Source organism: Alkalihalophilus pseudofirmus (genome assembly GCF_029094545.1).
In the GTDB taxonomy this organism is placed as follows: Bacteria; Bacillota; Bacilli; order Bacillales; family Bacillaceae_D; genus Alkalihalophilus; species Alkalihalophilus pseudofirmus.
On sequence record NZ_CP117835.1, the window covers coordinates 1,557,487 to 1,581,613 of the forward strand.

At 39.4% G+C, this 24,127-nt stretch carries 25 protein-coding genes and 1 riboswitch; of the genes, 18 read left to right on the forward strand and 7 right to left on the reverse strand.

Translation table 11 applies throughout. The features are described 5' to 3' along the window. Window positions 1–6: 6 nt before the first annotated feature. A complete protein-coding gene (locus tag PQ478_RS08060; RefSeq protein ID WP_289236404.1) occupies window positions 7–1,677 on the reverse strand; it encodes a PucR family transcriptional regulator in 1,671 nt (556 codons plus the stop codon). Between the two features lie 174 nt (window positions 1,678–1,851). On the opposite strand from PQ478_RS08060, the gene PQ478_RS08065 reads away from it, so the two are divergent. From PQ478_RS08065 to PQ478_RS08085, 5 genes are all read left to right on the forward strand, one after another. Then, complete coding sequence (locus PQ478_RS08065; RefSeq protein WP_075682250.1) at window positions 1,852–3,036, forward strand: cystathionine gamma-synthase family protein; 1,185 nt, start codon at window positions 1,852–1,854, stop codon at window positions 3,034–3,036. Window positions 3,037–3,070: 34 nt separating this feature from the next. Further along, entirely contained in the window at window positions 3,071–4,099 is a 1,029-nt protein-coding gene (locus PQ478_RS08070; RefSeq protein ID WP_289236405.1) for a homoserine dehydrogenase, read from the forward strand. A gap of 93 nt (window positions 4,100–4,192) precedes the next feature. Next, window positions 4,193–5,650 (forward strand): aldehyde dehydrogenase family protein, encoded by a 1,458-nt coding sequence (locus tag PQ478_RS08075; protein WP_289236406.1) that lies wholly within the window; start codon window positions 4,193–4,195, stop codon window positions 5,648–5,650. 72 nt (window positions 5,651–5,722) lie between these two features. Continuing rightward, window positions 5,723–6,907 (forward strand): M24 family metallopeptidase, encoded by a 1,185-nt coding sequence (locus PQ478_RS08080; RefSeq protein ID WP_012958586.1) that lies wholly within the window; start codon window positions 5,723–5,725, stop codon window positions 6,905–6,907. Between the two features lie 186 nt (window positions 6,908–7,093). After that, window positions 7,094–8,002, forward strand: a complete 909-nt coding sequence (locus tag PQ478_RS08085) for a DMT family transporter (RefSeq protein WP_289236407.1) — start codon at window positions 7,094–7,096, stop codon at window positions 8,000–8,002. Between the two features lie 46 nt (window positions 8,003–8,048). Here PQ478_RS08085 and dapA read toward each other — a convergent pair whose 3' ends face one another. Beyond that, entirely contained in the window at window positions 8,049–8,936 is an 888-nt protein-coding gene (gene dapA, locus PQ478_RS08090; RefSeq protein ID WP_289236408.1) for a 4-hydroxy-tetrahydrodipicolinate synthase, read from the reverse strand. Window positions 8,937–9,064: 128 nt separating this feature from the next. Further along, a riboswitch (Lysine riboswitch) is annotated at window positions 9,065–9,244 on the reverse strand. A gap of 91 nt (window positions 9,245–9,335) precedes the next feature. Beyond that, entirely contained in the window at window positions 9,336–9,500 is a 165-nt protein-coding gene (locus PQ478_RS08095) for an aspartyl-phosphate phosphatase Spo0E family protein (protein ID WP_012958589.1), read from the reverse strand. Window positions 9,501–9,969: 469 nt separating this feature from the next. Here PQ478_RS08095 and PQ478_RS08100 point away from each other — a divergent pair, with 469 nt between their 5' ends. Next, window positions 9,970–10,440: a YhcN/YlaJ family sporulation lipoprotein gene (locus PQ478_RS08100; protein WP_289236409.1), complete on the forward strand. Its 471-nt coding sequence runs from the start codon at window positions 9,970–9,972 to the stop codon at window positions 10,438–10,440. Between the two features lie 50 nt (window positions 10,441–10,490). On the opposite strand, the gene PQ478_RS08105 is transcribed toward PQ478_RS08100, so the two are convergent. Continuing rightward, a complete protein-coding gene (locus tag PQ478_RS08105; protein ID WP_289236410.1) occupies window positions 10,491–11,054 on the reverse strand; it encodes a hypothetical protein in 564 nt (187 codons plus the stop codon). A 134-nt stretch (window positions 11,055–11,188) separates the two neighbouring features. On the opposite strand from PQ478_RS08105, the gene PQ478_RS08110 reads away from it, so the two are divergent. The 6 genes from PQ478_RS08110 (at window position 11,189) to PQ478_RS08135 (ending at window position 14,938) form a co-directional block, all read left to right on the forward strand. Next, window positions 11,189–11,347, forward strand: a complete 159-nt coding sequence (locus tag PQ478_RS08110; RefSeq protein WP_012958592.1) for a hypothetical protein — start codon at window positions 11,189–11,191, stop codon at window positions 11,345–11,347. A 149-nt stretch (window positions 11,348–11,496) separates the two neighbouring features. After that, the gene (locus tag PQ478_RS08115; protein WP_289236411.1) at window positions 11,497–12,351 is read left to right on the forward strand and encodes a Cof-type HAD-IIB family hydrolase; all 855 of its coding nucleotides are present in this window, start codon (window positions 11,497–11,499) and stop codon (window positions 12,349–12,351) included. A gap of 31 nt (window positions 12,352–12,382) precedes the next feature. Beyond that, window positions 12,383–13,354 carry a YbgA family protein gene (locus PQ478_RS08120; protein WP_289236412.1) on the forward strand — a complete coding sequence of 324 codons (972 nt, stop codon included), beginning with the start codon at window positions 12,383–12,385 and terminating at the stop codon, window positions 13,352–13,354. Window positions 13,355–14,114: 760 nt separating this feature from the next. Next, window positions 14,115–14,318: a cold-shock protein gene (locus tag PQ478_RS08125; RefSeq protein WP_012958596.1), complete on the forward strand. Its 204-nt coding sequence runs from the start codon at window positions 14,115–14,117 to the stop codon at window positions 14,316–14,318. A gap of 169 nt (window positions 14,319–14,487) precedes the next feature. Further along, window positions 14,488–14,646 (forward strand): hypothetical protein, encoded by a 159-nt coding sequence (locus tag PQ478_RS08130; RefSeq protein WP_012958597.1) that lies wholly within the window; start codon window positions 14,488–14,490, stop codon window positions 14,644–14,646. 157 nt (window positions 14,647–14,803) lie between these two features. Further along, complete coding sequence (locus PQ478_RS08135) at window positions 14,804–14,938, forward strand: hypothetical protein (RefSeq protein WP_289236413.1); 135 nt, start codon at window positions 14,804–14,806, stop codon at window positions 14,936–14,938. A gap of 42 nt (window positions 14,939–14,980) precedes the next feature. Here PQ478_RS08135 and PQ478_RS08140 read toward each other — a convergent pair whose 3' ends face one another. Both PQ478_RS08140 and PQ478_RS08145 read right to left on the reverse strand, forming a co-directional pair. After that, window positions 14,981–16,519 (reverse strand): AbgT family transporter, encoded by a 1,539-nt coding sequence (locus tag PQ478_RS08140; protein ID WP_012958599.1) that lies wholly within the window; start codon window positions 16,517–16,519, stop codon window positions 14,981–14,983. Window positions 16,520–16,877: 358 nt separating this feature from the next. Continuing rightward, entirely contained in the window at window positions 16,878–17,078 is a 201-nt protein-coding gene (locus PQ478_RS08145) for a cold-shock protein (protein WP_012958600.1), read from the reverse strand. A gap of 274 nt (window positions 17,079–17,352) precedes the next feature. Between PQ478_RS08145 and PQ478_RS08150 the strand changes: the two genes are divergently transcribed. The 3 genes from PQ478_RS08150 (at window position 17,353) to PQ478_RS08160 (ending at window position 21,447) form a co-directional block, all read left to right on the forward strand. After that, window positions 17,353–17,742, forward strand: coding sequence for a MerR family transcriptional regulator (locus tag PQ478_RS08150; protein ID WP_412675610.1), 390 nt, complete (start codon window positions 17,353–17,355; stop codon window positions 17,740–17,742). A 20-nt stretch (window positions 17,743–17,762) separates the two neighbouring features. Continuing rightward, window positions 17,763–19,433: an acyl-CoA dehydrogenase family protein gene (locus PQ478_RS08155; protein WP_289236414.1), complete on the forward strand. Its 1,671-nt coding sequence runs from the start codon at window positions 17,763–17,765 to the stop codon at window positions 19,431–19,433. A gap of 175 nt (window positions 19,434–19,608) precedes the next feature. Continuing rightward, complete coding sequence (locus PQ478_RS08160; RefSeq protein WP_289236415.1) at window positions 19,609–21,447, forward strand: SEC-C metal-binding domain-containing protein; 1,839 nt, start codon at window positions 19,609–19,611, stop codon at window positions 21,445–21,447. Window positions 21,448–21,551: 104 nt separating this feature from the next. On the opposite strand, the gene PQ478_RS08165 is transcribed toward PQ478_RS08160, so the two are convergent. Further along, the gene (locus tag PQ478_RS08165; protein WP_175585128.1) at window positions 21,552–21,725 is read right to left on the reverse strand and encodes a hypothetical protein; all 174 of its coding nucleotides are present in this window, start codon (window positions 21,723–21,725) and stop codon (window positions 21,552–21,554) included. Window positions 21,726–21,930: 205 nt separating this feature from the next. On the opposite strand from PQ478_RS08165, the gene PQ478_RS08170 reads away from it, so the two are divergent. Genes PQ478_RS08170 through PQ478_RS08180 form a run of 3 tightly spaced genes read left to right on the forward strand, consistent with a single transcriptional unit; the run spans window position 21,931 to window position 24,066 of the window. Further along, window positions 21,931–22,623: a DUF1538 domain-containing protein gene (locus PQ478_RS08170; RefSeq protein WP_289236416.1), complete on the forward strand. Its 693-nt coding sequence runs from the start codon at window positions 21,931–21,933 to the stop codon at window positions 22,621–22,623. After that, complete coding sequence (locus PQ478_RS08175) at window positions 22,620–23,354, forward strand: DUF1538 domain-containing protein (RefSeq protein ID WP_012958606.1); 735 nt, start codon at window positions 22,620–22,622, stop codon at window positions 23,352–23,354. Before PQ478_RS08170 ends, PQ478_RS08175 begins: the two co-directional genes overlap by 4 nt. Beyond that, window positions 23,344–24,066 carry a P-II family nitrogen regulator gene (locus PQ478_RS08180; protein WP_289236417.1) on the forward strand — a complete coding sequence of 241 codons (723 nt, stop codon included), beginning with the start codon at window positions 23,344–23,346 and terminating at the stop codon, window positions 24,064–24,066. The genes PQ478_RS08175 and PQ478_RS08180 overlap by 11 nt, the downstream gene beginning before the upstream one ends. The last annotated feature ends 61 nt before the right edge of the window (window positions 24,067–24,127 follow it).

Here is a 24,127-nt window from a genome sequence, read left to right on the forward strand (position 1 = left end):
CGTCTTTTATTGTTCTTCTTGGCCTGCACTCCATAACCTGGTGCTTAAATCTAGAAGAAATAAATCATCTGCATTATCAAGCGAACAACCTGTTAGTGCTTCAATTTTTCTTAAACGGTATAAGAGAGACTGCCGATGGAGGTTAAGTGCCCTTGCAGTCTGGCTGACATTCCCTTTATGAGAATGATAAGTCATAAACGTATGCAAAAGATCGATATTCCGCTCTTTAGAATAGTGAATCAATGAATCGAGTAAATGATTCGTAAACTCCGTAAGAACCGATACCTCACTCATGGCTTCAATTAACCGGTCGATTTTAGTATCTGTAAACAGATTTCTGCTTCCTCGCCCATTTCGTTTTTTTCCTAAAGTCAGGGCTTTCTTTGCTTCTTGATAACATTCTTGAAATAAATGATAGCCGTACTGCTTACTGATTCCCCAACTGAACTGAATAGATGGATAGAGAAAAGAAAGACGCTCTTCAAATTCATTAATAAAGCGCATGGCGCACTCTGCCGCTTGATCAAAAATGACTTCTAAAAAAATAATTAATTCATCTTGCTGATAGGTAATCATCGCTTTTAAAGCTTGTTTTTTAGCGATTTTCTCAGCCTCTTCTTCAATTTGCCGGATTTGGTAATGAAGCCAGTGATCATACGACATTTGAAGTTTATCCTCTTGTTCAAAACGTTGTTTGAAATATTCAGGAGTGGCAACAAGAGAGACATATGGCAAGTTCAGTCTGTAACCTAATGATTTAGCGCGTGAAGATAAGGTGTCACTAGAATGAACCCCGCCGCTAGCAAGCTCCCAAACAAAATCATCCCGAAGCAGCCATTCGGTTTCTTTGACAGCCGTCTCATGTAAAAAGAAGAGGGCAATCGCCGTAGATACATGCTTAAGAAGCTTGCCCCATTCCTCATATTCAGTGCTGGCAAAAGGTTTTGGGCCAAAACCCCCTACAATGATATAGCCTTTCAACTGATTTGCTGATTCAACTCCGAGGACTAGGGCATAGTCTTCCTCGTATTGAAACCATTCTATCGTGCTTGAATGATTGAATATGATTCCATTCTCGGTAAGCTGTTTATGAAGATATTGATTGAAGTGGGTTATTAAAGAAGAAGTGACTTGTTTGCTTGATCCATATAGACTCCCTCGGTTATCTGTGATAAGAACAGGTGCTTTTAGCGTATTAGCAACATATTCACAAACATCCTGCAGCTTTTTTCCTTTTAAAATAAAGTCTAGTAAGGTTTCTTGTAAGGATTCTATTTGATGATAATGCTGCCTCTTTTTCGTATCAAGTAAATGGAGTGCTTCTTTAATCACATCTGAGAATCTAATATCCCACTCCATTTCAAGCAGAATAAAATTTTCTTTATTTGCTTTTTTAATGATTTTCTCTGGAATCTGTTTTACAAACTTTCCGACAGCGATAGCCAGCCCGCTCGCTTTAGAGTCAATAATGTCACAGACGAAATCAAATAGTTGCTCATCATCCAAGCAGCCTACTGCTGTAGTGAGGATTAATTCATTTGGACGTACAAACTGCTCTACAGGGGCCTCAAGTGCTTGGATCCATTCCACTTTTTTTGTCTGTAAGTCAACGGACGTATGATGAACAGCATCTTTTAAAAGTGGTAATGATAACACTTCATCCATCGTGAGCTTCATCTAATCCCCCCTTTCTTCTTATTGTAAAAGAAAGGAATTCAACGCCGCAATCATTTTCAGAACATTTGTATAATTTATCTAGGGATGCTGGTGTTTTTTCATACAGTTTTGCGAATGATTTTATTTGGCTTACTCGCGTAGGATGGATGTATAGATGAAAGGGGCTGATCGTCAATGAAACAACACACTCCAAAGGATGGAACAAAAAGCGTATGGTCAGGTGAAAAAGCAGCTCTAGTGCACGGGGCATCTCAAGTACCTGTTGTAAACAGTGTAGCCTTTACGTATGACGATATAGATGAGTGGTATGAGGTCGCAATAGGAAAAAGGGCTGGCCACATATATGGTCGAAACACAAATCCTACCGTTCAAGCGTTTGAGGAAAAACTTCGCATATTAGAAAATGCAGAAGCTTGTACTAGTTTTTCAACTGGAATGGCTGCCATCTCTAATTCCCTTTTAACCTTTCTCAAACCTGGTGACCGCATTGTCTCTTTAAAAGACACGTACGGCGGGACAAATAAAATCTTTAGTGAATTCCTTCCTCGGTTAAATATTGAGGTGACGTTAGTGAATACAGGTGATCACGATGAAATGGAAGAAGAAATTGCTAAGGGATGCACACTCGTCTATTTAGAAACCCCGACCAACCCAACAGTTAAGATTACTGATCTTGCGCGTATTATAAAGGCTGCAAAAAAAGTAGGTGCATTGACATTTGTTGATAATACATTTGCAACGCCTATTAACCAGCAGCCGCTTGCTCTTGGTGCTGATCTAGTTTTACACAGTGCTACTAAATTTTTAGGAGGGCATGCTGATGCGCTAGGAGGGGCGGCACTTGGCAGCAAGCATCTAGTTGAACAAATTTATCATTATCGTGAAATTAACGGAGCGACAATGGACCCGAATGCTGCCTATCTTTTGCTGCGAGGAATGAAAACCTTAAAGCTAAGGGTAGAACAGCAGCAGAAAAATGCCCAGCAAGTAGCCGAGTTTTTGAAGAATCATGATAAAGTGCAAGAGGTTTATTATCCAGGATTAGAGGATCATCTTCATCATGAGATTGCAAAACAACAGATGACCGGGTTTGGCGGGATGCTAAGCTTTGCTCTAAAAGGTGAACTAGATGCTGTAAGAGCGTTTCTGCCGAAGCTGAAATTTGCCAATAAAGCAGCTAATCTTGGGGCCGTTGAAACAACTGTAGGGCCTGCTAGAACAACAAGCCATGTTGAAAACACTCCGGAAGAGAGAGCGGCACTAGGAATTCCTGAAGGGCTCGTAAGATATTCTGCAGGGATTGAGGATATTTCTGATTTAATAGAGGATCTCAAACAAGCACTTGATGCCATTGAATAGCAGGAAAGTATTCCATAAAGGCAGGTGATTTTAGGTGATCCAAAAAATAGCTCTTATTGGTTTTGGAGGCGTCGGGCAGGGAGTTGTTAAGCTCCTTAAAGAGAAAGAGTCCTTCCTTTTGAAAAAGTATGATCGTCAATTTAAAGTTGTCTCGATTGCTGATTTGTATAAAGGGGCTATCCATCATGATGAGGGTCTTGACCTAGATCGTGTAATTGAGTCCATTGAAAAAGACGGCACTCTTGATCATTATCCAGATCACAGAGGTTTAGTGCGAGGCCTCTCAAGTGAAGAAACAATTAAGCAAACAAATGCCGACACGATTGTAGAGATGACCTTTACCAATATTGAAACAGGAGAGCCGGCGATTGCCCATTGCGAACTTGCCTTTACCCACAAAAAAAATGTGGTGATGACCAATAAAGGGCCAGTCGCTTTAAAGAAAAAAGAATTAGAAGTGATGGCTCGGGAACACGGAGTTAAGTTTTTCTATGAAGGTTCTGTCATGAGCGGTACACCGGCGATCAGGATGCCTAAGCTGACTCTTATGGGAAATGACTTTATCCGTGTGCGGGGAATTCTAAACGGAACAACCAACTATATGCTGACCCAAATGGAGGGCGGGATGAGTTATAAGGAGGCTTTAGAGAAAGCTAAAGCTCTTGGATATGCTGAGGCAGATCCAACTAGCGATGTGAGAGGGTATGATGTGCTTTATAAAGTAATGATCTTAGCATCGGAGTTATTTGACCAAACCGTAACAAAAGATGAGGTGCCTTGCATCGGCATTACTGAAATAACAGAAGAAGATATTGAGTTGGCCAATAAAGAGGGGAAGCGTTGGAAGTTAATTGGTACGGTTGAAAGGAGAGATGAGGAAGTTAAAGCATCTGTAAAGCCTGTCAAGCTTGATTTGACAGACCCGCTCGCATCGATTGAAGGGGCATTGAATGCCATTACTTATGAGTGTGATATTTCCGGTGATATTACGCTGGTAGGTGCAGGAGCTGGTATTAGGGAAACCGCCTTTGCTGTGTTAGTTGATTTACTCCATATTGAATGAATATATTGAATGAATATAAATGATTTCATTTAAGGTCTAATAATACAAACATCAACTAAGCTATCTTTATTCGTATAGAAGGAGGGGGATGTGATGAGAGAACAAATGGTTATTGAAAGAATGCTGCTCGGGGGCAGGTGGGTAGAACGACAAGAATATTTGCAAGTCATGGACCCTGGCTCTAATACTTGTATTGCTACCGTTCCAAAAGCAACGAAAAAAGATGTCAAACGAGCGATCGAACTTGCAAAAAAAGGGGCCGGCATTTCAAAAAACTTACCTGTTTATAAAAGACAATCTATCTTAATGGGTGCTGCAGAATATATTAATGAACATCAAGACCAGTTTGTTAGAACGATTGTTTTAGAGAGTAGTAAAACGGTGAAAGAAGCAGAGAAAGAAGTTAGAAGGTGTATAGAGACTATAAGGCTGAGTGCTGAAGAGGCCCGTCGTTTAAACGGTGAGACGATCCCCTTTTCTCAAATGAAAGGCCATGAATCACGTATCGGTTATATTACGCATCAGCCAGTAGGTATTGTAGCGGCCATCACACCGTTTAATGATCCGCTCAATTTAGTAGCACATAAAGTCGGGCCTGCGATTGCTTGTGGAAATGCAGTGATTTTAAAACCCTCAAGTGAAACGCCTTTAAGTGCTTTGCGTCTTGCTGAAGCGTTTCTAGCAGCTGGATTACCTGATGGCATCCTTTCAGTCCTGACAGGCAGCGGCAAGGAAATAGGGGATGAACTAGTATCTAATGAAGATGTAAGATTTGTATCATTTACAGGCGGCTATGAAACAGGGGTGGGGATCACTCAAAAAGCTGGCGTGAAAAAAATGGCCATGGAGCTTGGTTCAAATGCTCCAACCATCGTTCTTCAAGATGCTGATCTTAAGGAAGCTGTAGAGGCATGTGTCGATGGAGCTTTTGGTGTGGCTGGTCAGAACTGTATCGGTGTACAGAGGGTCTATGTAGAGAACATGGTGTATGAACGATTTACAAGTCAATTTGTAGAAAAAACGAAGCAGTTAAAAGTTGGTGAAAAGAAGGATCCTGCAACCGATATCGGTCCTATGATCTCTGAGAAAGAAGCAAGGCGCGTTGAAGCGTGGATTAAAGAGGCTGTAACAAATGGTGCTAATCTGCTTTGCGGGGGAGAGCGTTACGGAGCGTATGTAACACCTGCTGTTCTCGTTAATGTTGGCAAAGAGGAGAAAATCATTCAAGAAGAAGTGTTTGGTCCAGTTGTGTCCATCCTGCCGGTATCATCTCTTGAAGAAGCAGTAAATTTAGCAAATGACAGTTGTTATGGACTTCAGGCTGGTTTATTTACATCCAATATCGATGCTGCTTTTTATGCGATCGAAGAACTCGAAGTAGGTGGTGTAATAATTAACGATAGCAGTGATGTACGAATAGATGGGATGCCTTTTGGAGGTGTAAAACGCTCAGGACTGGGGCGAGAAGGAATTAAATATGCCATGGAAGCAATGACAGAGGAGAAAGTGGTAGCCTTTCGAGTGAACAATTCGATGAAAAAAACAGATTAAAATCAATGGATCACTGAAAAAGGCATCATTATTTATGTGAAATGAAGCTTGTAATAGGATAGGGGTGGGGATATGTTTTCTGTGAAAGAATATGAAGAGCGTTTGAAGAAAACAAAGATGAAAATGGTAGAGTCTGGGATCGATGTTTTATTAATCTCAAACCCCTCTAATATGTATTATTTAACCAATTACAATGCGTGGAGCTTCTATGTTCATCAAATGATGATCGTTACTCTTGAAGACTCTCAGCCCATTTGGATAGGTAGACATATGGACGCTACAAGTGTAGCAAAAACAACGTGGCTGGATGAAAATCATATTATTTCCTATCCAGATTATTATGTCCAGTCTACAGAGAGGCACCCGATGGACTTTGTAGTGAAGATCATTGATGAAATCGGCCATAGCAAACGAAAAATTGGACTTGAAATGGATGCGCATTATTTTACAGCTCTATGTTTTCAACGTTTATTAAATGGACTTCCTAATGCGGAGTTTAAGGATGCTACTGTTCTTGTAAACCGGGTGAGATTAATTAAGTCTGACCAAGAAATATCATATATGAGAAAGGCAGCAAGTATTGTAGAGAGGGCGATGCAGGCTGCTTATGACAGTCTCGGTGCAGGGGTTAGAGAGTGTGATGTGGCAGCAGCGATCTATCAAGCACAGATCAGCGGGCTTGATGAATATGGGGGAGATTATCCTTCGATTGTTCCTATGCTGCCGACTAACGATAACACATCCTGTCCGCATTTAACATTTAGTGAACGCAGGTACAAGAAAGGGGATTTTTTAACAATAGAAATTGCTGGTGTGTATAAACGATATCACGCACCCCTTGCAAGAACCCTTGCGCTAGGAGAAGCTCCTCATCATGTAAAGGAACTCTCAAAAGTGGTGCAGGAAGGAATTGAAAAAACGCTTGAGGTGATTGTACCGGGAATAACCGCTGAAGAAGTGGAGAGAACCTGGAGTGAGGCTATTGCTAAGTATGGTTATCAAAAGAGCTCACGCCTTGGCTATTCTATTGGAGCAAGTTTTCCTCCGGACTGGGGAGAGCATACTGTCAGTTTCCGAACAGGGGATAAATCGATTTTGAAACCGAATATGACATTCCACTTAATGCCTGGTATTTGGTATGAATCCTACGGAGTTGAGATTACAGAATCAATCTTAATTACTAAAAAAGGTGTGGAAGCACTGACTCAGTTTTCACGTGATTTATATGAAAAGCCAATTATTGAAACAGCATTATAAATAGTGTCAAAATAAATAAAGTGAGGCACTAGGGGTTCCTAGTGCTTCTTTCGTAATGCGAAAAAAATCAATGACGTTTTGATTGTCAGGTGGTAAGATACAATAATAAAGAAATAGAAAAAGCTAAAATAGAAAAAAGCTTTAATAGAAAATGAAGGGTAGGCGTGTGGAGTGGAGAGGCGAGCCTTGTTCCTTACATATGGATTAATGTTTTTAGTTATGGTGTCATGGGGATTAAATGTAGTCATGTTAAAGGTGTTAGTAGAAGCGTTCCCGCCGCAGACGATGACAGCATTTAGGATAATGACTGCAGGAGTGGTAACAGTATTAATTGTACTTTTTGGACGCTCATTCAGGACTCTTACAAAAAGTGAATGGATGTATATGCTGCTTGGGATGTTGTTTGGAGTTATTTTACACCATACGTTCCTTGCACAAGGATTAACGATGATTCATGCGTCTAATGCTGTCTTAATTTTAGCTTTGCTTCCTCTTACTACAGCCCTTTTTGCTGTATGGTTTCTAGGGGAGAGATTAACAAAGTGGCGCCTTTTGGGAATTGCCCTTGCGTTAATCGGGGTGTTGTTTATTCAGGGCGGAGCAGGGGTATTATCGGTTTCCCTTGGTGAAATTTATTTATTTGTTGCTATGGTCGTTCAAGCGATCAGTTTTATTTTTATTAAAAAAGCTACAGCTACACTAGATTCAAAGCAAGTAACTGGTATGATGCTGATCATTGGTTCTGCCGGCCTGTTTATCGTGAGCTTGATTGTAGAACCGCAAGGGGTTGCATCAATGGTAGGGGCACAGCCCTTTGTGTATGGGGTGTTTTTCTTTTCTGCCGTTGTAGCAACAGCCATTGGTCATTTTGTTTTTAATGCAGCCATTCAAAAAATTGGCGCTGGTCAGACAGCGATATTTAATAATTTTGTCCCGTTTTTTGGGCTTGTCTTTTCAGCCATCTTTCTCCAGGAAACGATACATATGTATCAATTAATTGGTTTTCTCTTTATTGTAGCCGGTGTGTTATTTGGTACGGGATATGCTGAGAGATATTGGGTCAGAAAAGTTCCTATTCATGAAAAAAGCATGTAGCCTTTGGGCTGCATGCTTTTTAATATTTATATCGTTGGCATTACCTTTAGCTCACAAAAAAGTTCATAGTAGGTTTAATGATACGTACAAGCTCTTGTTTTTGTTCAGCCGTTAGTGGAATAAGAGGCAATCTGACAGATCCTGTTTGAACGCCGTTTAATTCAAGGGCTGCTTTCACAGCTGTCGGATTAGGGGCCATAAACAATGTGTTCATAACAGGTAGAAGCTGGCGGTGCTGCATTGCTGCTGCTTGAACTTGTCCAGCTAAATAATTTTTAACCATTTGCTGCATTTGGCCTCCGACGATATGGGAGGCAACTGAGACGACACCTGTTCCACCAATTGCAAGAATTGGAAGTGTCAGGCTGTCATCACCGCTGTAAACAGAGAATCCTTCAGGTGCATGCTCAATGATTTCAGCAATGGCATCTAAGTCTCCGCTTGCTTCTTTAGTTGAGACAATATTTGGAACCTCCGCAAGGCGAAGAGTTGTTTCGACACTAAGCGTAACTGCACTGCGGCCAGGAATATTGTAGAGCATAACCGGCAGCTTTGTTGCTTCTGCAATCACTTTAAAATGTTGGTACAAGCCTTCTTGAGAAGGTTTATTATAATATGGTGCAACGAGCATAATTCCATCTACACCAATTTCTTCTGCTTGTTTTGTTAATTCAATTGAAGCTTTCGTATTATTCGAACCTGTTCCAGCAATCACTGGAACTTGTCCGCCAGCTTCTTCTACCACCGTTTTAAATAATACTAGTTTCTCTTCTGTTGACAGGGTAGGTGATTCTCCTGTTGTTCCCCCGACAACCAATGCATCGGAACCATTCTCAATGAGATATCTCACTAGTTTCTTTGTAGAGTCAACGCAAAATTCCCCTTGTTGATTAAATGGCGTTACCATTGCAGTAAGTATTCGTCCAAAATTCATTCTATTCACCCTCAATTCGTAATAATATCTTTCAAGTATGAGCGGGCTATGTGCCAAGGCACAAAAAAACAACAATGAGGGAGTCTCATTGTTGCATGGACATGTTGTGGCTGCACAATCATTCCAATGCGTGAGATAGCCCTCCATGCAGACAGTGCTGCATGACAGTCCTGTATTTGTTAAATACAGTCCCAGCGTAGAAAGAATGAGCATTTGTACGCTTCGGCAAATCCCCCTTTTAAAATGCATCAATGGAGCTCATTCTCCTCCGCATCTTTACTCATGACATTTGCGCCTCTACCCTCACTTCAGTATGTGAAGTAAAGATTATTGATTTTGTGAGTTAACCTTATCAAAACTTAAGGGGGATTGCAATGGATTTAATGAAAAATTTTCACTTTAGACACCTTTCATATCTGTCTCTGGATTTTGTTTAAATTGTACTTGGTTTAAAAGGTCATCAAGTTCTTGGCTGCATTTAACTGTTTGTGGAGACGTGAATCCGTATTTTTTTGCTAGCTTAAACATTTGTCTGCGCTTTAATTCAATTTTTATAGTTAGCATACCCTTCAACTCCAATTTTAAACTTTCGAAAGAAGACGGACTATTTTATTTTTTCTGAAGGGTCTTGTTGAAGTCATGTCTTTTTTCACACAAAGATTATTATACCCATTGCAGGAAAGTTGAAAAGTCATTCTTGCAAAGTAGTCATAATAAGTCGTTATTAGAAAAGGTTCGACAAACATCGCAAGAAGAAAAATGGGATTTATAGGATAACAAATGGATTGTTGTCTCATTTGGTAACAACAATTGAACTGATTTGGGTGTTTTTTTGTTTCTTCAGCGAAAAGTTTGCAAACACTAAGGCAAAGGAGGGAAAAGAATGAAAAGGATTGTCGTAACGATGCTCTTCTTAATCATCATGAGTGGATGCTCTATAGAACAAAAAGCTACATTAGGAGCGAACTCACATCGTGATCAGGGATACAGCGGGTAAGGTGTAGAGCGGGCGAGGAGTTTCGAAGGGCCTTTAATGGATATGATGGTTCCGGATGCTGCCCCGAAAGGCTTAACCGATTCAACAGCGAGGCTTACTACCCATTATGACTATGTTTCAGGCAACCGGGATTTAGGGATGAAGCATGAGGGTGTTAATCATATGGGCCGTAGAATTGAAAACAGCAGGCCTGGGATTTTAAGAGATAAGGTGAGATATTCTAATCGTACAAAACGGGATATGATTAGCGGTCAATCGATTTTAACTAAACAGCAAGGCCAAGATGATTTAAAGCAGACACTTGAAAACCTTGAAGAGGTAAATAAAGTATATATGCTATCAGATGATCAAACATTGGTCATAGGTGTTGCAGCAGATAACCAAAATCTTAAATCCCTGCAGGATATGATTGAAGGGATGGCAGAGAGCTATTACCCGAAACACGAAATTATAGTGACAAGCGATCGCCAGTTTCTAAGGAGAATGGAGCGATTGTCTCATCAATAAGGCATGCATCCGCATGCCTTATTTTTTTTCATCACAGGTTCCAAGAGAACTTAGTGAAACCCGTAGTCTTCTGATAAAGACATAAATTCACGTTCCATTGATTTATGGGAAATCATAATATTTTCATAATGGACACGGGCATTCAAGGCTTGTCTTGGGTCGACTGGTTCTCTCATGTCATCTATGACCCGCTCAAGGTCTGTTAATTCAGTGATAAACCCTATATGAATTTGGTGAAAGCCTTCAAATTCATGAGGGATACGTATGTTATGGAAGCGTTCACTGTTCTGTTTTATCGAATGGATCGTTGATAAAACAGAATGAAGTGAGTCTGCTTGAAATGAATCCTCTTGGAAAGTCGGAGCCAGGTCTTCTAATTGATTGATCGTTTGCTCTAGGTATACGCCTGCTTCTTTTGCATAAGTTAGGAGTTCCGTGTCAGCACGGCGGATAGCGTGATTCTGGTCTGTATTATTTGAAAAACGTTGAGCCCCAAACGTTCCTTCTGTCTGAGATTGCTTAATATCCTCCATCAGATCAGCGCTGTTATCTTGCATACACCCTGCAAAAAGAATGCTTATACCAGCAAGGATTAAAAACATTTGTTTTTTCATAATCATCACCCCATATCGTCTAATGCTATTAGTATTTAGAGAAACAGGAAAAATTATGCATGAGGACATCTCCTATCTACATACGGTAGACAAAAGAGCAAAACTCGAACTTTGACTACCGGGAGGGATGTGTAGTGGTTGTCTTTTTAGTTGTCTTCTTTTTTACAATTTTCTTTGGGGTCATGATGCTTGGAAATCATATGTCTCATTTAATTGAGCGAACCACTTCAGAAAACGCAGATCAGATGCTTTATGATCTTAATCAAGAACTTGATGACCAGCTAAAATCTTAAAAATCATGCAGAGGAACTCAAGTTCTTCTGTTTTTTTATTTATCTATACTTTTGTAACCGCTCACAAAAGATCCTAAATTTGCGGCTCGTTCTTCACTTGATTAAAATAAGAAGAAAAGGGTAACAGAATAGAAATTGGAGTGGTAAAAATGAAAATGATCGCAATTGATATGGATGGAACATTATTAGATGATGAACGCAAGGTAACAGTTGAGAATGTTAAGGCGATAAAAGAGGCACAAAAACGCGGAATTGAAGTAGTGATTGCCACAGGCCGAGATGATAAAGAAGCAAGAATCCCTTTAGATGAAGCAAAACTTACCTGTCCGGTTATCAGTGTAAACGGAGCAGAAGTTCAATCTGCTGATGGAAAAGTCTTAGATGTTTATTCCCTTGATAATGAAACCGTAAAAAAGGCTTCAGAAATTTTACATAGACATGAAGTGTATTTCGAATTATATACAAATAAAGGTGCTTTTACAGATGATTATGAAAAAGGAATTGAAACAGTCATCGATGTATTACTGTCTTCTGGGTCTACAGACAGCTTAGATCATATGAGAGAAATTGCGGAAGAAAGATATGAAACAGGTGCTGTGTCGCATATTGAGAATTATCAAGCACTATTCGATGATCCAACGATCTCATTTTATAAGCTACTGGCTTTTACGAAAGATGACCAAAAGCGAACTAAGGCTAAACATGAATTAGAGGAGATGGACCATTTAGCCATCAGCTCTTCAGCTTCTGATAACCTTGAAATCACTCATTGTGAGGCACAAAAAGGCAGAGCAGTTAAACGATATGCGGCTGGTCTCGATATTCCAATGGAGGAAGTTATGGTGATTGGTGACAACGGTAATGACCTTTCTATGTTTAAAGTAGCTGGCCATGCAGTAGCTATGGGTAATGCGATTGAAGAAGTAAAGAGCCTTGCTCAAGAATTGACAGACACGAATGATAATAGTGGCGTCGCTAAAGCCATTTATAACATTTTATCTTAATCGTTATAAAAGTAGAGATAGGAGTGAGCCTATGCGTTCGTTCGCTAAGCCAAGAGTGGTGGTTAGTAAATGTCTCGAGTTTGAGGCATGCCGGTATAACGGGGAAAAAATCCCGGATAAGTTAATTGAGAAATTATCTCCATATGTCGAATTTATACCTGTTTGTCCAGAAGTTGAAATTGGACTAGGTACTCCAAGAGAAGTCATCCGTCTTGTAGCAAGCGGAGATGAAGCAAGACTTAAACAACCTGAAACAGGTCGTGATCTTACCGAACAAATGGAGGAGTATTCAAATGACTTTTTGAGTGAACTTGAAGAGGTTGATGGATTTATACTCAAAACAAGAAGCCCTAGCTGCGGTTTATATGATGCGAAAGTGTACAGCGGCCTTGAAAAATCTCCTGTTGTAAGAACAGAAGCCGGCTTGTTTGCTAACAAAGTAAAAGAGCATTTTCCAAAAGCAGCTAAAGAAGATGAAGGAAGGTTAAAGAATTTTATTGTTCGTGAACACTTTTTAACAAGATTGTTTACAGTTGCTGAATTCAAAGAAGTGAAGAAGAGTCATTCGATTTCAAAACTGATGCAGTTTCAAGCAAAAAATAAATATTTATTCATGGCTTGTAATCAAGACTCTATGAGGAGACTTGGGAGGATTGTAGCGAACCATGAAAAACTTGAAGATGGAGAAGTATTTGACCTCTATGAAGAAGAGCTTGATGAGTTATTTAACCGCATGCCAAAACCAAGTGACCACATTAATGTATGTCAACATGTTTTCGGCTATTTTTCTAAGCATTTAACAAAAGCTGAAAAAGACCATTTCCTGCAAGCTCTTGATCAGTTTAAAGACCAAAAAATTCCTCTCAGCAGTCTATTAACTATGCTCCGTTCCTGGAGTTATCGATTTGAAAATGATTATTTACTGTCCCAAAACTATTTTAGCCCATATCCTGAGGCTCTTGTGGCGATTTCTGATTCAGGAAAGGGAAGAAGCTTATCATGAGTATGTAACTTATCAAAAGGCATTCGGCTATTGTTGTCGGATGCTTTTTTGCGTTAGGTCTATATTAGTGACAGCTGTCATACATTTGTAATAATACAACACGAAAAAAGTTGTTGACTATTATAGTACAGTTGCATATACTATGAGTAAGAGAAAAGATTGAACATTCGAACAAAAAATAGAAAGGGTGTTGAAAATGGAAAAAATCAAAACGAATTCGGAGCGTAAACCAGTTGAGGTAAAAGAAGAACCGACAATTCTTGAAATGATCAATGACTATTACAGCCGTAACTAGTTATTAAACAAAACATAACAAAACCACTTATTAAATTAAGTGGTTTTGTTATGTAACAGACATAGGCTAATTACATAAATATAGGTAAATACTAAGCTGCTTCTTTCACGTTCAGGAACACTAGACTTGCAAAATAGAATAAAATCAGGTATAGTTTAGTTAACAGTTTAATTCTTCATCAATATCAAGCGCATTTCAATCAGCTGGCGCGGTCATCGGAGCCGCAAGGATGAAAGAGAGGCAGGGCTTTTATTGTTTGGAAGAATAGAACGGGATCTTTTATACCTTCTATATTATTATTGGTAAATCATGAGTAACACAAGCAGAGGTTTAGTATTCACATGTTATAAGGGATATTCACTCGGTTTAGTGACTGATGTTCCTTATAATATGTGAATTTTTATTTACCAAGGATTGTAAATACGATTGGCATATTAAGAAATTATTAAGAATGGGGTTTTAAGCATGACACAAACTGGTACAGTAAAATGGTTTAATGCAGAAAAAGGATTCGGTTTTATCGAAGTTGAAGGCGGAAACGATGTATTCGTACACTTCAGCGCTATCACTGGTGAAGGATTTAAATCTCTTGACGAAGGTCAAGCTGTTGAGTTCGAAATCGTTGAAGGCGATCGCGGACCTCAAGCTGCTAACGTTGTAAAACGCTAAGCTGCACATATACAGGTACTGCCCTTATGGGTAGTGCCTTTTTTGTTTTTATGCTGAATTTTTAATTCTTCCTTCTTAGTCTACTAGCTTACAGGTTTAAATGCAGTGCTCTTGTGGAATAGTTACATAAGATTATTTCTAAAATGAACGTATAAATGGAGGAGATAAGATGAAACAAGAGGTTGAACCAAACTTATTAGAAATGAGAAAGAAAATTAATATGATGAAAGATGACAGGCACCAATATAAAAGAGAAGCTTTTATTGAGGTGTATGAAGAATACATTGAAATGCTAGAAGCTCAAATTGAAAAAATGAACCGCTTCTAATACAAATACCCCTGATCAGTCAGATGAAGATCAGGGGTATTTTATATTTTTACGTATTAAAAACTTCATAGTTAAATAGGTGCCGGTAAAAAGAACTAGGATATAACATGATCTTCCTTTATACTTATTTTAATAAGAACATAAAGGGGGAGTTTATGTGATGAAAGACTTAGTTAAACAAGTGCAAAAAGAGCTGAGCCAAGAAGGTAGAAAAGAAGCTGTGTTATCTAAGGAAGTGTGTGACAAGATGAATAAGGCCGGTATTCCGTTTATCGGATATTGCGGAAATTAATAAAAAAACATGGACCGAAGCCGGTCCATGTTTTTTTGCTTCTTATGGGTAGTGAATTGGCGAAGCTGGTCCAAGGTCGATCCCTAGAAGCATCCACACAATTAACATAAGAGCCCATACGATTGAGAAGACAATTGAGTATGGCAGCATTACTGAAATCAACGTACCAATTCCCATTTTTTTATCATACTTTTGAGCGAAGGCAATAATAATTGCAAAGTATGTCATAAGAGGAGAAATGATATTTGTTGTTGAGTCGGCAATACGATATGCCATTTGAGTTAATTCTGGTGAATATCCAAGCTGCATCATGATTGGTATGAATACCGGAGCCATAATTGCCCACTTGGCTGATGCGCTTCCGATAAACAGGTTGATAAAACCAGCTACGATCATAAAAGCAATGACGAGCGGAATACCGGTGAATTGAACACTTTGTAAGAATTCAGCACCATATACTCCAAGTACGAGGCCCATGTTTGTTTCGTTAAAGAAAGCAACAAATTGACCTGCGGTAAATGCGAGTACAATAAACATCCCCATTGAAGCCATTGTATCTGACATTTGGTTTGCAACATCTTTATCGTTTTTAATCGTTTTCGTCATAACTCCGTAAACAATACCTGGAATTAAGAACACAAATAAGATGACAGGACCTAATGAACGCATAAATGGCGAGTTTACAACTGGGTTAGGACCATCTCCGCGAAGCGGGCCCCATTCTGGCACAATTAATAAAGCCATTACAGCGATTGTTGCCAACATAGAAATACCAGACCACAGTAATGCTTTCTTCTCATTAGAGCTTAAGTAGTCAATCTTTTCAGCTTCGTCAGATTCTGTCTTTTTATATGACCCTAAGCGAGGTTCAACTAGCTTCTCTGTAACGAATGTACCAGCGATTGTTAATACAAATACTGAAACCATAATGAAGTAATAGTTCATGGCAATATTAATCGTTTCAGCGTAAGCTGGATCAAATGTTGCAGCGGCTTGTCTTGTTAATTCCCCAAGCATTGGATCTGTTGCCGATAAGAACAAGTTAGCACTGAATCCAGCAGAAACCCCAGCAAAAGCAGCTGCAAGACCCGCCAGCGGGTGTCTTCCTAAAGCGATGAATAATAATGCACCAAGCGGCGGTAAGACAACATAACCTGCATCAGATGCCACACTTGACATAATTCCAGCAAATACAAGTGCTGCTGTAATTAAACGCTTTGGCACGGATGTTACAAGTCCTCTTAGTGCTGCACTTATTAATCCGCTGCGCTCAGCGACCCCGATCCCGATCATCGTCGCAAGTACGACCCCGAGTGGAGCGAAATTGATAAAGTTACTTACCATATTAGTGACAATATAATGTATGCCCTCTGATGAAAGTAAGTTTGTAATAGTCACTTCTACACCAGGTTCAGCTGGGCTCTCTACGCTTATATTCAAGCTTGAGAGAATAGCAGAAGCGAAAACAACCAGCACCGCAAGGATCGCAAACAGCGTAATTGGGTGAGGCAGTTTGTTACCGGTGACTTCAATAAAAGTTAAAAATTTATTAAAGGCACCTTGCTTTTTACCTTTTTCCATGAGTTAGAAAAGCTCCCCTCTAATATGTAATTTTCTGACGATTAGCATCTTAGATTAGACACGTCATTCATTCTACATCACAAATAAGAGGAGATGAAACAAGAATTCTAAAATGACCGAAAAAATGAATCATAAGTCCTATAAATATTCTAAAATAGTATTTGAATAATCTGATAAAGGGGATTTTATCGGAAAACTCATAAAAATCTAACGCATAAACGCTTTAAATAGCTGAAGTAACCGACATCGGTGTTAAATTCAAGAGTCTCGCTTTATACCATCATTATTATTTTTAAAAAGTATTTACAGGAAAATAAAAAACCCCACCGAAGTGGGGTTGTATCTAGGCGATTCTAGATTATGCTTTTTGAACGTTAGCAGCTTGCTCGCCACGGTTACCTTCAACGATTTCAAATGTTACTGCTTGACCTTCTTCAAGAGTTTTGAAACCATCAATTTGGATCGCTGAGAAGTGAACGAATACATCGTCTCCACCTTCGCGCTCGATGAAACCGAAACCTTTTTCTGCGTTAAACCATTTTACTGTACCTTCTAACATTGTATTTCCTCCTAGAAGTGCCATACGCACTAATTGTATTACTATTCTCGTCATTAATAATGTTCAAGAGGAAATCAACATCAGTTTCTTTCTTCTAGCACCTTAAGAACGATCAAAAATAAGTACCTTAACTTTACCATAAGAATGGTTTTTCAAGCAAGGTCTTTTTAGCAGAAAGCTGGAAATTATCAATTGGAAAAGGAATTTTGTGATTTTTCTTGAAATTAACGTTAACGTAAATGATAAGGTCAAAGTAGAGATTCGAAGGGTTGTGCTGTGCATGTACAAGATTAGGGGGCTCGCAGAAGAGTTTCAGGTGACGACAAGAACAATCAGGTATTATGAAGAGCTGAATTTACTTACCCCTAAACGATCAAGCGGGAATCAGCGTATCTATACAAAAAAAGATCATGTACGTCTGAGGCTAATTCTTAGAGGAAAAAGATATGGATTTACATTAGAGGAAATTAAAGAAATGATTGGGTTGTTTGAAGAGGATTCAACCGGGACAAAGCAATTGTCACGAACTATTTTATATGGAGAAAAAAAGATTAAAGAAATTGAGTGCAGGATGAGTGAGCTTGAACAATTAAAAAGTGAAATGACAGACATGTTAACAGATCTAAAAGCAAGGTTGTGCCAGAAAGGTTTATCTCAAAAATGAAGCGTCCAGGGGGAGCGAACATGAACTTTTATCAGAATGATCCGGTACTAAAAAAAATTTTAAAGGCACATTTGGATTCACGAATGTTTAATTGGGCTGATAAGCAGCTTGAATCATTTGGTGAAATGTGCGGGACCGTAATTGATGAGCGAGCAAAGCATACAGACCGTGAAGGGCAGCCTAAACTGGTGAAATACAATCAGTTTGGGGAAGACATATCTCATATTTGGGTGAACGAAGGCTATAAGCAAACGGTAAGAGAGACATATCAAACTGGAATTGTTGGGTATGTTCATAAAAAAATACCTGAGCTGAATACAAAAGGAAATTACATGTATTCATATGCACAAGGCTATCTCCTCTCACAATCTGAGCCTGGTTTCTACTGTCCTGTGACCCTCTCAATGGCAACTGCTCTTCTGTTAGAGAAGTACGCAAACGAAGATGTGAAGGAACGTTTTTTACCACATGTATTATCAACGGGTGAATCAGAATTGTATGAAGGGGCAACGTTTCTAACTGAAAGACAAGGCGGCTCTGATGTAGGAGCTAATGAAGTGGCTGCAGTAAAGAACGGGGACCATTATTTGATCAGCGGGGAAAAATATTTTGCTTCAAATGCGGGGGTGTGCGGCGTTGCCATGGTGCTTGCAAGAGGTGATGGAAGCTCATCAGGTACAAAGGGGTTAAGCTTATTTGCTGTACCTTGGAGATTAGAGGGTGGGGAATTAAATGGAATAAGCATCCGCCGTTTAAAAGATAAGCTTGGAGTAAGGGCTGTTCCGTCAGCGGAAGTGGAATTTACCAATGCTAAGGCTTATTTAGTAGGAGATGAATCTAAGGGTATTTATTACATGATGGAAGCGCTTAATTTATCTCGTATTTGTAATGCGGTCGCTTCAATTGGCATTATGAGACGAGCGTATCAAGAGGCCCTTCGTTATGCTTTTAAGCGTGAAGCATTTAAGAAACAGTTAATTGATTACCCAATGGTGCAGGAAAGTCTGCTTGCCTTATGTGTTAAACATGAAGTAGAAACTGTCGCTATCTTTGATTTAATAAAGGAATATGACCTGCTTATGAATGATGATCAAAAGGATCAAAAGGATCATGAACAGGCAGCATATGTCCGGCTGTTGATTGCCATCTTGAAGAAAGAAACAGCTGAACAAGCAATTCATTTTTCACATGAGGCGATAGAACTGCTTGGTGGAAATGGGTATATAGAAGATTTTGTGACACCGAGGCTGTTAAGGGACGCACAGGTCCTGACGGTATGGGAGGGAACGGCTAATATATTGGGACTTGAGTTGTTACGTCTCATGAAGAAAACGCATGTCCATAAGCAATTCAGTAAGCGTATAAAAGCGTTTGTGGAAAGTGATTTGAAGCAGTTTGAGCAGGAGAAAGAGATCTTGTCTAAAGAGCTGCATGCACTAAATCGCATGACCACATATATTGAGCGAGCGGATGAAGAGACACAAACGTATTACGCTAAAAAAATCGCTGTGAAGATGGTTGGGATTTTTGAAGCGAAAACGGCCATCCAGTGGGCAAATAATGGTTCAGAGCGTGAAAGGGCTCTATTAAAACGCTATATGCAGCAGACATTTCAACATGATTGTTCATTTGAAGATGCAGCAAGCTTAAAAGAGGATTTCGATAAAGTGGTCCTGCAGCACGCGTATTAGCCAAGACCGCTCCAATGGATGCAGCTATCGATTGGAGCGGTCTTATTTCTATTTCCATATATTCAACTAGAACCATTGATTTATTAGGCATTTTTCGTCTATTATTAAAGGTGCGTTGTTTTTACGTTAAGAAATAAAAACAGAAATTGTTCGGATGAAGTAGGAGAGACGGCTAATGACAATTAAACGAAATGACCCATGTGTATGCGGCAGCGGCAAGAAGTACAAGAAATGCTGCATGAATAAAGAAACGGTAAAGGTAGTCGCTGAACAACGGCGTGAGCACTATATTGCGAAACGTAAACAAGTGATTGAAAAATTACGTATGTATGTGAAAGAAACATTTACGGTAAAAGAACGTTTTATGCTTGAAAAAGAATTTGATGAACGTTCAAACCATGTTGTTCCAAAGGAATTAAAAGCTTCATTTACAGAGCTGTGGCTGTTGTTTTTCAACAAAAGTTCAAAAGGCCGGTTAATCACGGCATTTTTAGAAGAACGCAAGGATCTTCTTACTGCTGAAGAATATGAGATGATCCAAAAATGGAGCACGTTAACACCGCGTCTTGTTCAAGCAGTTGATCGTAAAGAAAGCAAAGTCACGTTTAAAGATCGTTTAAATGACGATGTATATACAATGACGCTGACAGATGAGGGTGAGCGATCTTTTGCCCCTTGGTATGGAACATTTAGTCTAATCGAAGATCTTAATCAAGAATCTATTTTTTACGGTGTGAGAATGTTTGAAGGACCGTTAAATCTTGAAGAAGCAGCTACTTATGTAAAAGAGAGAGCAAAACAGACAAAAGAAACAGTTGACACGTTGTTAGTGAATGAATTTCCAGAAATATTGTCTGCCTTCATTAAAGGTCAGCAAAATGAAGACTCTAATAAAATGAAAATTGTCAAACAATTCAAGGCACAATGGAAAGTCGAAAATGAGAATGAACTTATAACATACCTAGAAAAACAGCCTTCTATTTATTTAGAGAACTGGTCAGAGAAGGAAAAAATGGCTAGTTTCATTCTTGACTGGTATCGTTATACAGACTCAGAAATGTCTGGTGATGTTCTGACGACTGAAGTAAAAAGCACGCTTAAAGTCCAGGATAACATCGTAGAAGTGGAAGCATTCGATTCTGATTCAATGAACGAGGTCAAAAATAGCTTAAATGGACTTACTTCTGTCTCGTTTATGAATGAGGGCACGAAAGAATGGGAGATTCCATATCATGCCGAAATGAAAAATATGCTTGTGCAAATGAATCCAGAACTTCCAAAGCATTTTTCGCTTTTTGCTCAAAATAATATTGAAGCTCAGCTTGATAAGCCATATTCAACTGAAGAAAAACGTACGATAAAAGAACTTGTTCGTGCTGATGAAATTGAAAAAGTAGAAGGATGGCTGCGTCAATCTGAATACAATGTATACATCGCTCAAAAAAATAAACTTGGACAAGTAGAAGTAACAGCAGACTATAACACGCTTAGAGAAGAGCTGAATCTGCCTATGTCCCCATTTGTAACGGGTGGTCGTAAGAGGGTTACAAAGCATGAACATATCCCAACAGATTTAGATCAGTCTGAAGCTGCGGACGGGGCAAAAGCCAAACAAGAAGGTCAAGCTTTGGATGATGCTTATGATGAGAAAACAGCGTTAGATCTCTATCTTGAGCTAGAAACGTTCAAAGAAGAAAAGACGAACGGAAAGTCTGATGCGACAGTACGAAAGTATTCAAATAGTGTAGAGATCTTTGCTGGCTTATTGAATGCAATGGATATAAAAACGTGGAGTGAGCTTACTAAAGAAAAATGGGAAGCTCTATTATGTTCTAAATTAAAAGAAACCTATTCTACTTTGAGCAAAACGCAGAGTAAGGACTTTGTCAGCGTCCTAAGAGCTTTTGTTAAATGGCAGGATAAAAAAGAGGGCACGTCTGTTATTGAATGGGTAACACCATTATTAAAAGAAGTCGAATCCATGTATGTGAAACAGCCGGCAGCAGCTTACTAATCGTCAGCCGTACATCAAAAGGTGTACGGCTATTCAATATATTTATCATAATATTATTATGTAAACTAAAAAGAAAGCTTTTGAAATATCGCTTTCTAAATCAATTAAATTCCCATACGTTTTCTTTGGTTATTAGGCTTTTTCGTCAGCTGACTTGTAAGCGGCTTTGTTTGGTGTGAATTCAGCTGGCGGCCGGCTCCTTGAGATGATTGCTGCTTTTTACGTGCTAGCTGCTGTTTCATCGCTTCTTGTAAATTAATCTTCTTCTTCTCGCTCATTCTTTACTTCCCTCCTGTCGTACTCTAAATGGAATAACTTTATCATTATATAGCAAGCCGCATAGCTTGTCATATGTTTTTTGCTGGATTGAAAGAGGGAATTTACAGGTTTTGTCTCTTCTTTTAAAGGTAATAGGTACTCATGCAGATCAAATGTGATAAGCAGGCTACATATATCATGAGTCTATCCGAGGAGGAGTGTTAGATGGAGCAGTTTATGGAAACGGTCAAAGAAGTCGTCTTTGCTGTGCTTCCTATTACCTTAGTTATTGTCATTTTGCAGTTTACTCTTATATGGCTGCCGCCTGAGGTTTTTATACAGTTTCTTATCGGCGTAGTGATGGTCAGTGTCGGTTTGATTCTTTTTTTAGTTGGAGTGCATGTAGGACTTCTTCCGGTAGGAGAAATGATCGGGTCCATTTTGCCTAAATCAAAAAAGATATGGCCGATTATTACAGTCGGCTTTATTTTGGGGTTTGTCGTCACGGTGGCAGAACCTGATGTTCGTGTCCTTGCGCAGCAAATAGATAATGTCTCAGGAGGGGAGATCTCTCAGATGGTGCTGATTTCTTCGGTAGCCTTAGGGGTAGGCATATTTGTTGCTCTTGCTATGGCAAGAATTATTTTTAAGATTCGGTTGAAGTGGCTGTTATTAGGCGGATACAGTGTCGTTTTTCTCCTAGCAGCGATAACCCCTAATACATTTATCCCCATCTCTTTTGATGCTGGCGGGGTGACTACAGGGCCAATGACGGTTCCATTCATCTTAGCCCTTGGAGTAGGTGTGGCCTCTGTTCTTAGAAGCAAGTCTTCATCAAGCGACAGTTTTGGTCTTGTTGCTCTGGCATCAATTGGTCCAATCATTTCGGTGCAGATTTTAGGGGTGATTTACGGGTGAATATTACAATCTTTGAAGGCTTTACAGAGGTGTTGGTAGAAGTATTTTTCGCCCTATTGCCGCTGCTCGTATTCTTTTTAGTTTTTCAGTTTTTCTTTTTAAAACTTGAAAAAGAAAAGATCATAAATATTGGAAAGGGAATGGTTTTATCCTTTTTTGGTTTAGCCTTATTCTTGCAAGGGGTTCATGTTGGCTTTTTTCCTGCAGGAGAGTTGATGGGAGAAGTGCTTGGCGGCCTTTCTTACAACTGGATTTTAATTCCAATCGGGTTTGTTTTAGGATTTGTAGCAACCTTTGCTGAACCTGCTGTACGAATTTTAAATGAGCAAGTAGAAAAGGTTTCAGGTGGCTATATTTCAGAACGTGTGATGCTCTACACCCTATCTATTGGTGTCGGTGTGTCAATTGCTTTATCGATGCTTAGAATTCTTGTAGGTTTCTCGTTATGGTACTACATCATTCCAGGCTATATCTTGGCCGTTATTTTATTGTTTTTATCAAGTAATACGTTCTCTGCCATTGCATTTGATTCAGGCGGAGTGGCAACTGGACCGATGACGGTTACGTTTATTTTAGCGATTGCGGTTGGGGTTGCGTCAGTTACAGAAGGCCGAGACCCGCTCATGGACGGCTTTGGGATGATCGCTTTAGTTGCCCTAGCCCCTATTCTGTCCGTTCTTATATTAGGAGTATTATTTGAGAGGCAGGGGAGGGAGTCGAATGAAACTTAGACGTGAGCACCAGCTATTTGTAAGCATTGTAAAGAAACATCAGGCAAAAAAACTGGTGTTGGCAGCGAAAAAAGCAGGTGCAGAAGGGGCAACGATCCTATATGCCAAAGGCAGCGGAATACGTGAGAAAAAAACGTTTTTAGGTATACCGGTTCACTATGAAAAAGAGGTCATTCTAACAATAGCGAAAAAAAATGTCATGGAGCAAATTATTTACCATGTAACGTTGGCAGGCAACCTGAATCAAAGCGGAAAGGGTATAGGCTTTGTTTTGGATTTAAAACAATTAACCGGGATTGCCCATTTATTAGAAGATCCAGCAGATGCAGAAGATACTTTAATAGAGGAGGATGAGGGTGTAATGCCAAAAGAAGACATTCCTTTTGATTTGATTGTAACAATTGTGAAAAAAGGAGATGCAGGTAAAGTTATTGACTCCTCATTAGAAGCTGGAGCAGAAGGGGGCACAGTACTCGGAGGCCGTGGTTCAGGTATACATGAAAAAGCATCATTTTTAAATATACCGATCGAACCAGAAAAGGAAGTGGTTCTGACGTTAATACACAGAAAGAAAACAAAAGAAGTACTTCATGCCATTGAATTAGGAGTTGGGCTTAATCAATCGGGTAAGGGGATCGCTTTTGTACTAGATGTTGACCGTGTTGTAGGAATTAACCATGTCATAGACGAATTGAAACAAATAGATGAATAAAAAGAGGAAACGATTTGATAGAAACGAGAGCAAAAAACCTGCTCTCGTTTCTTTTGTGGTG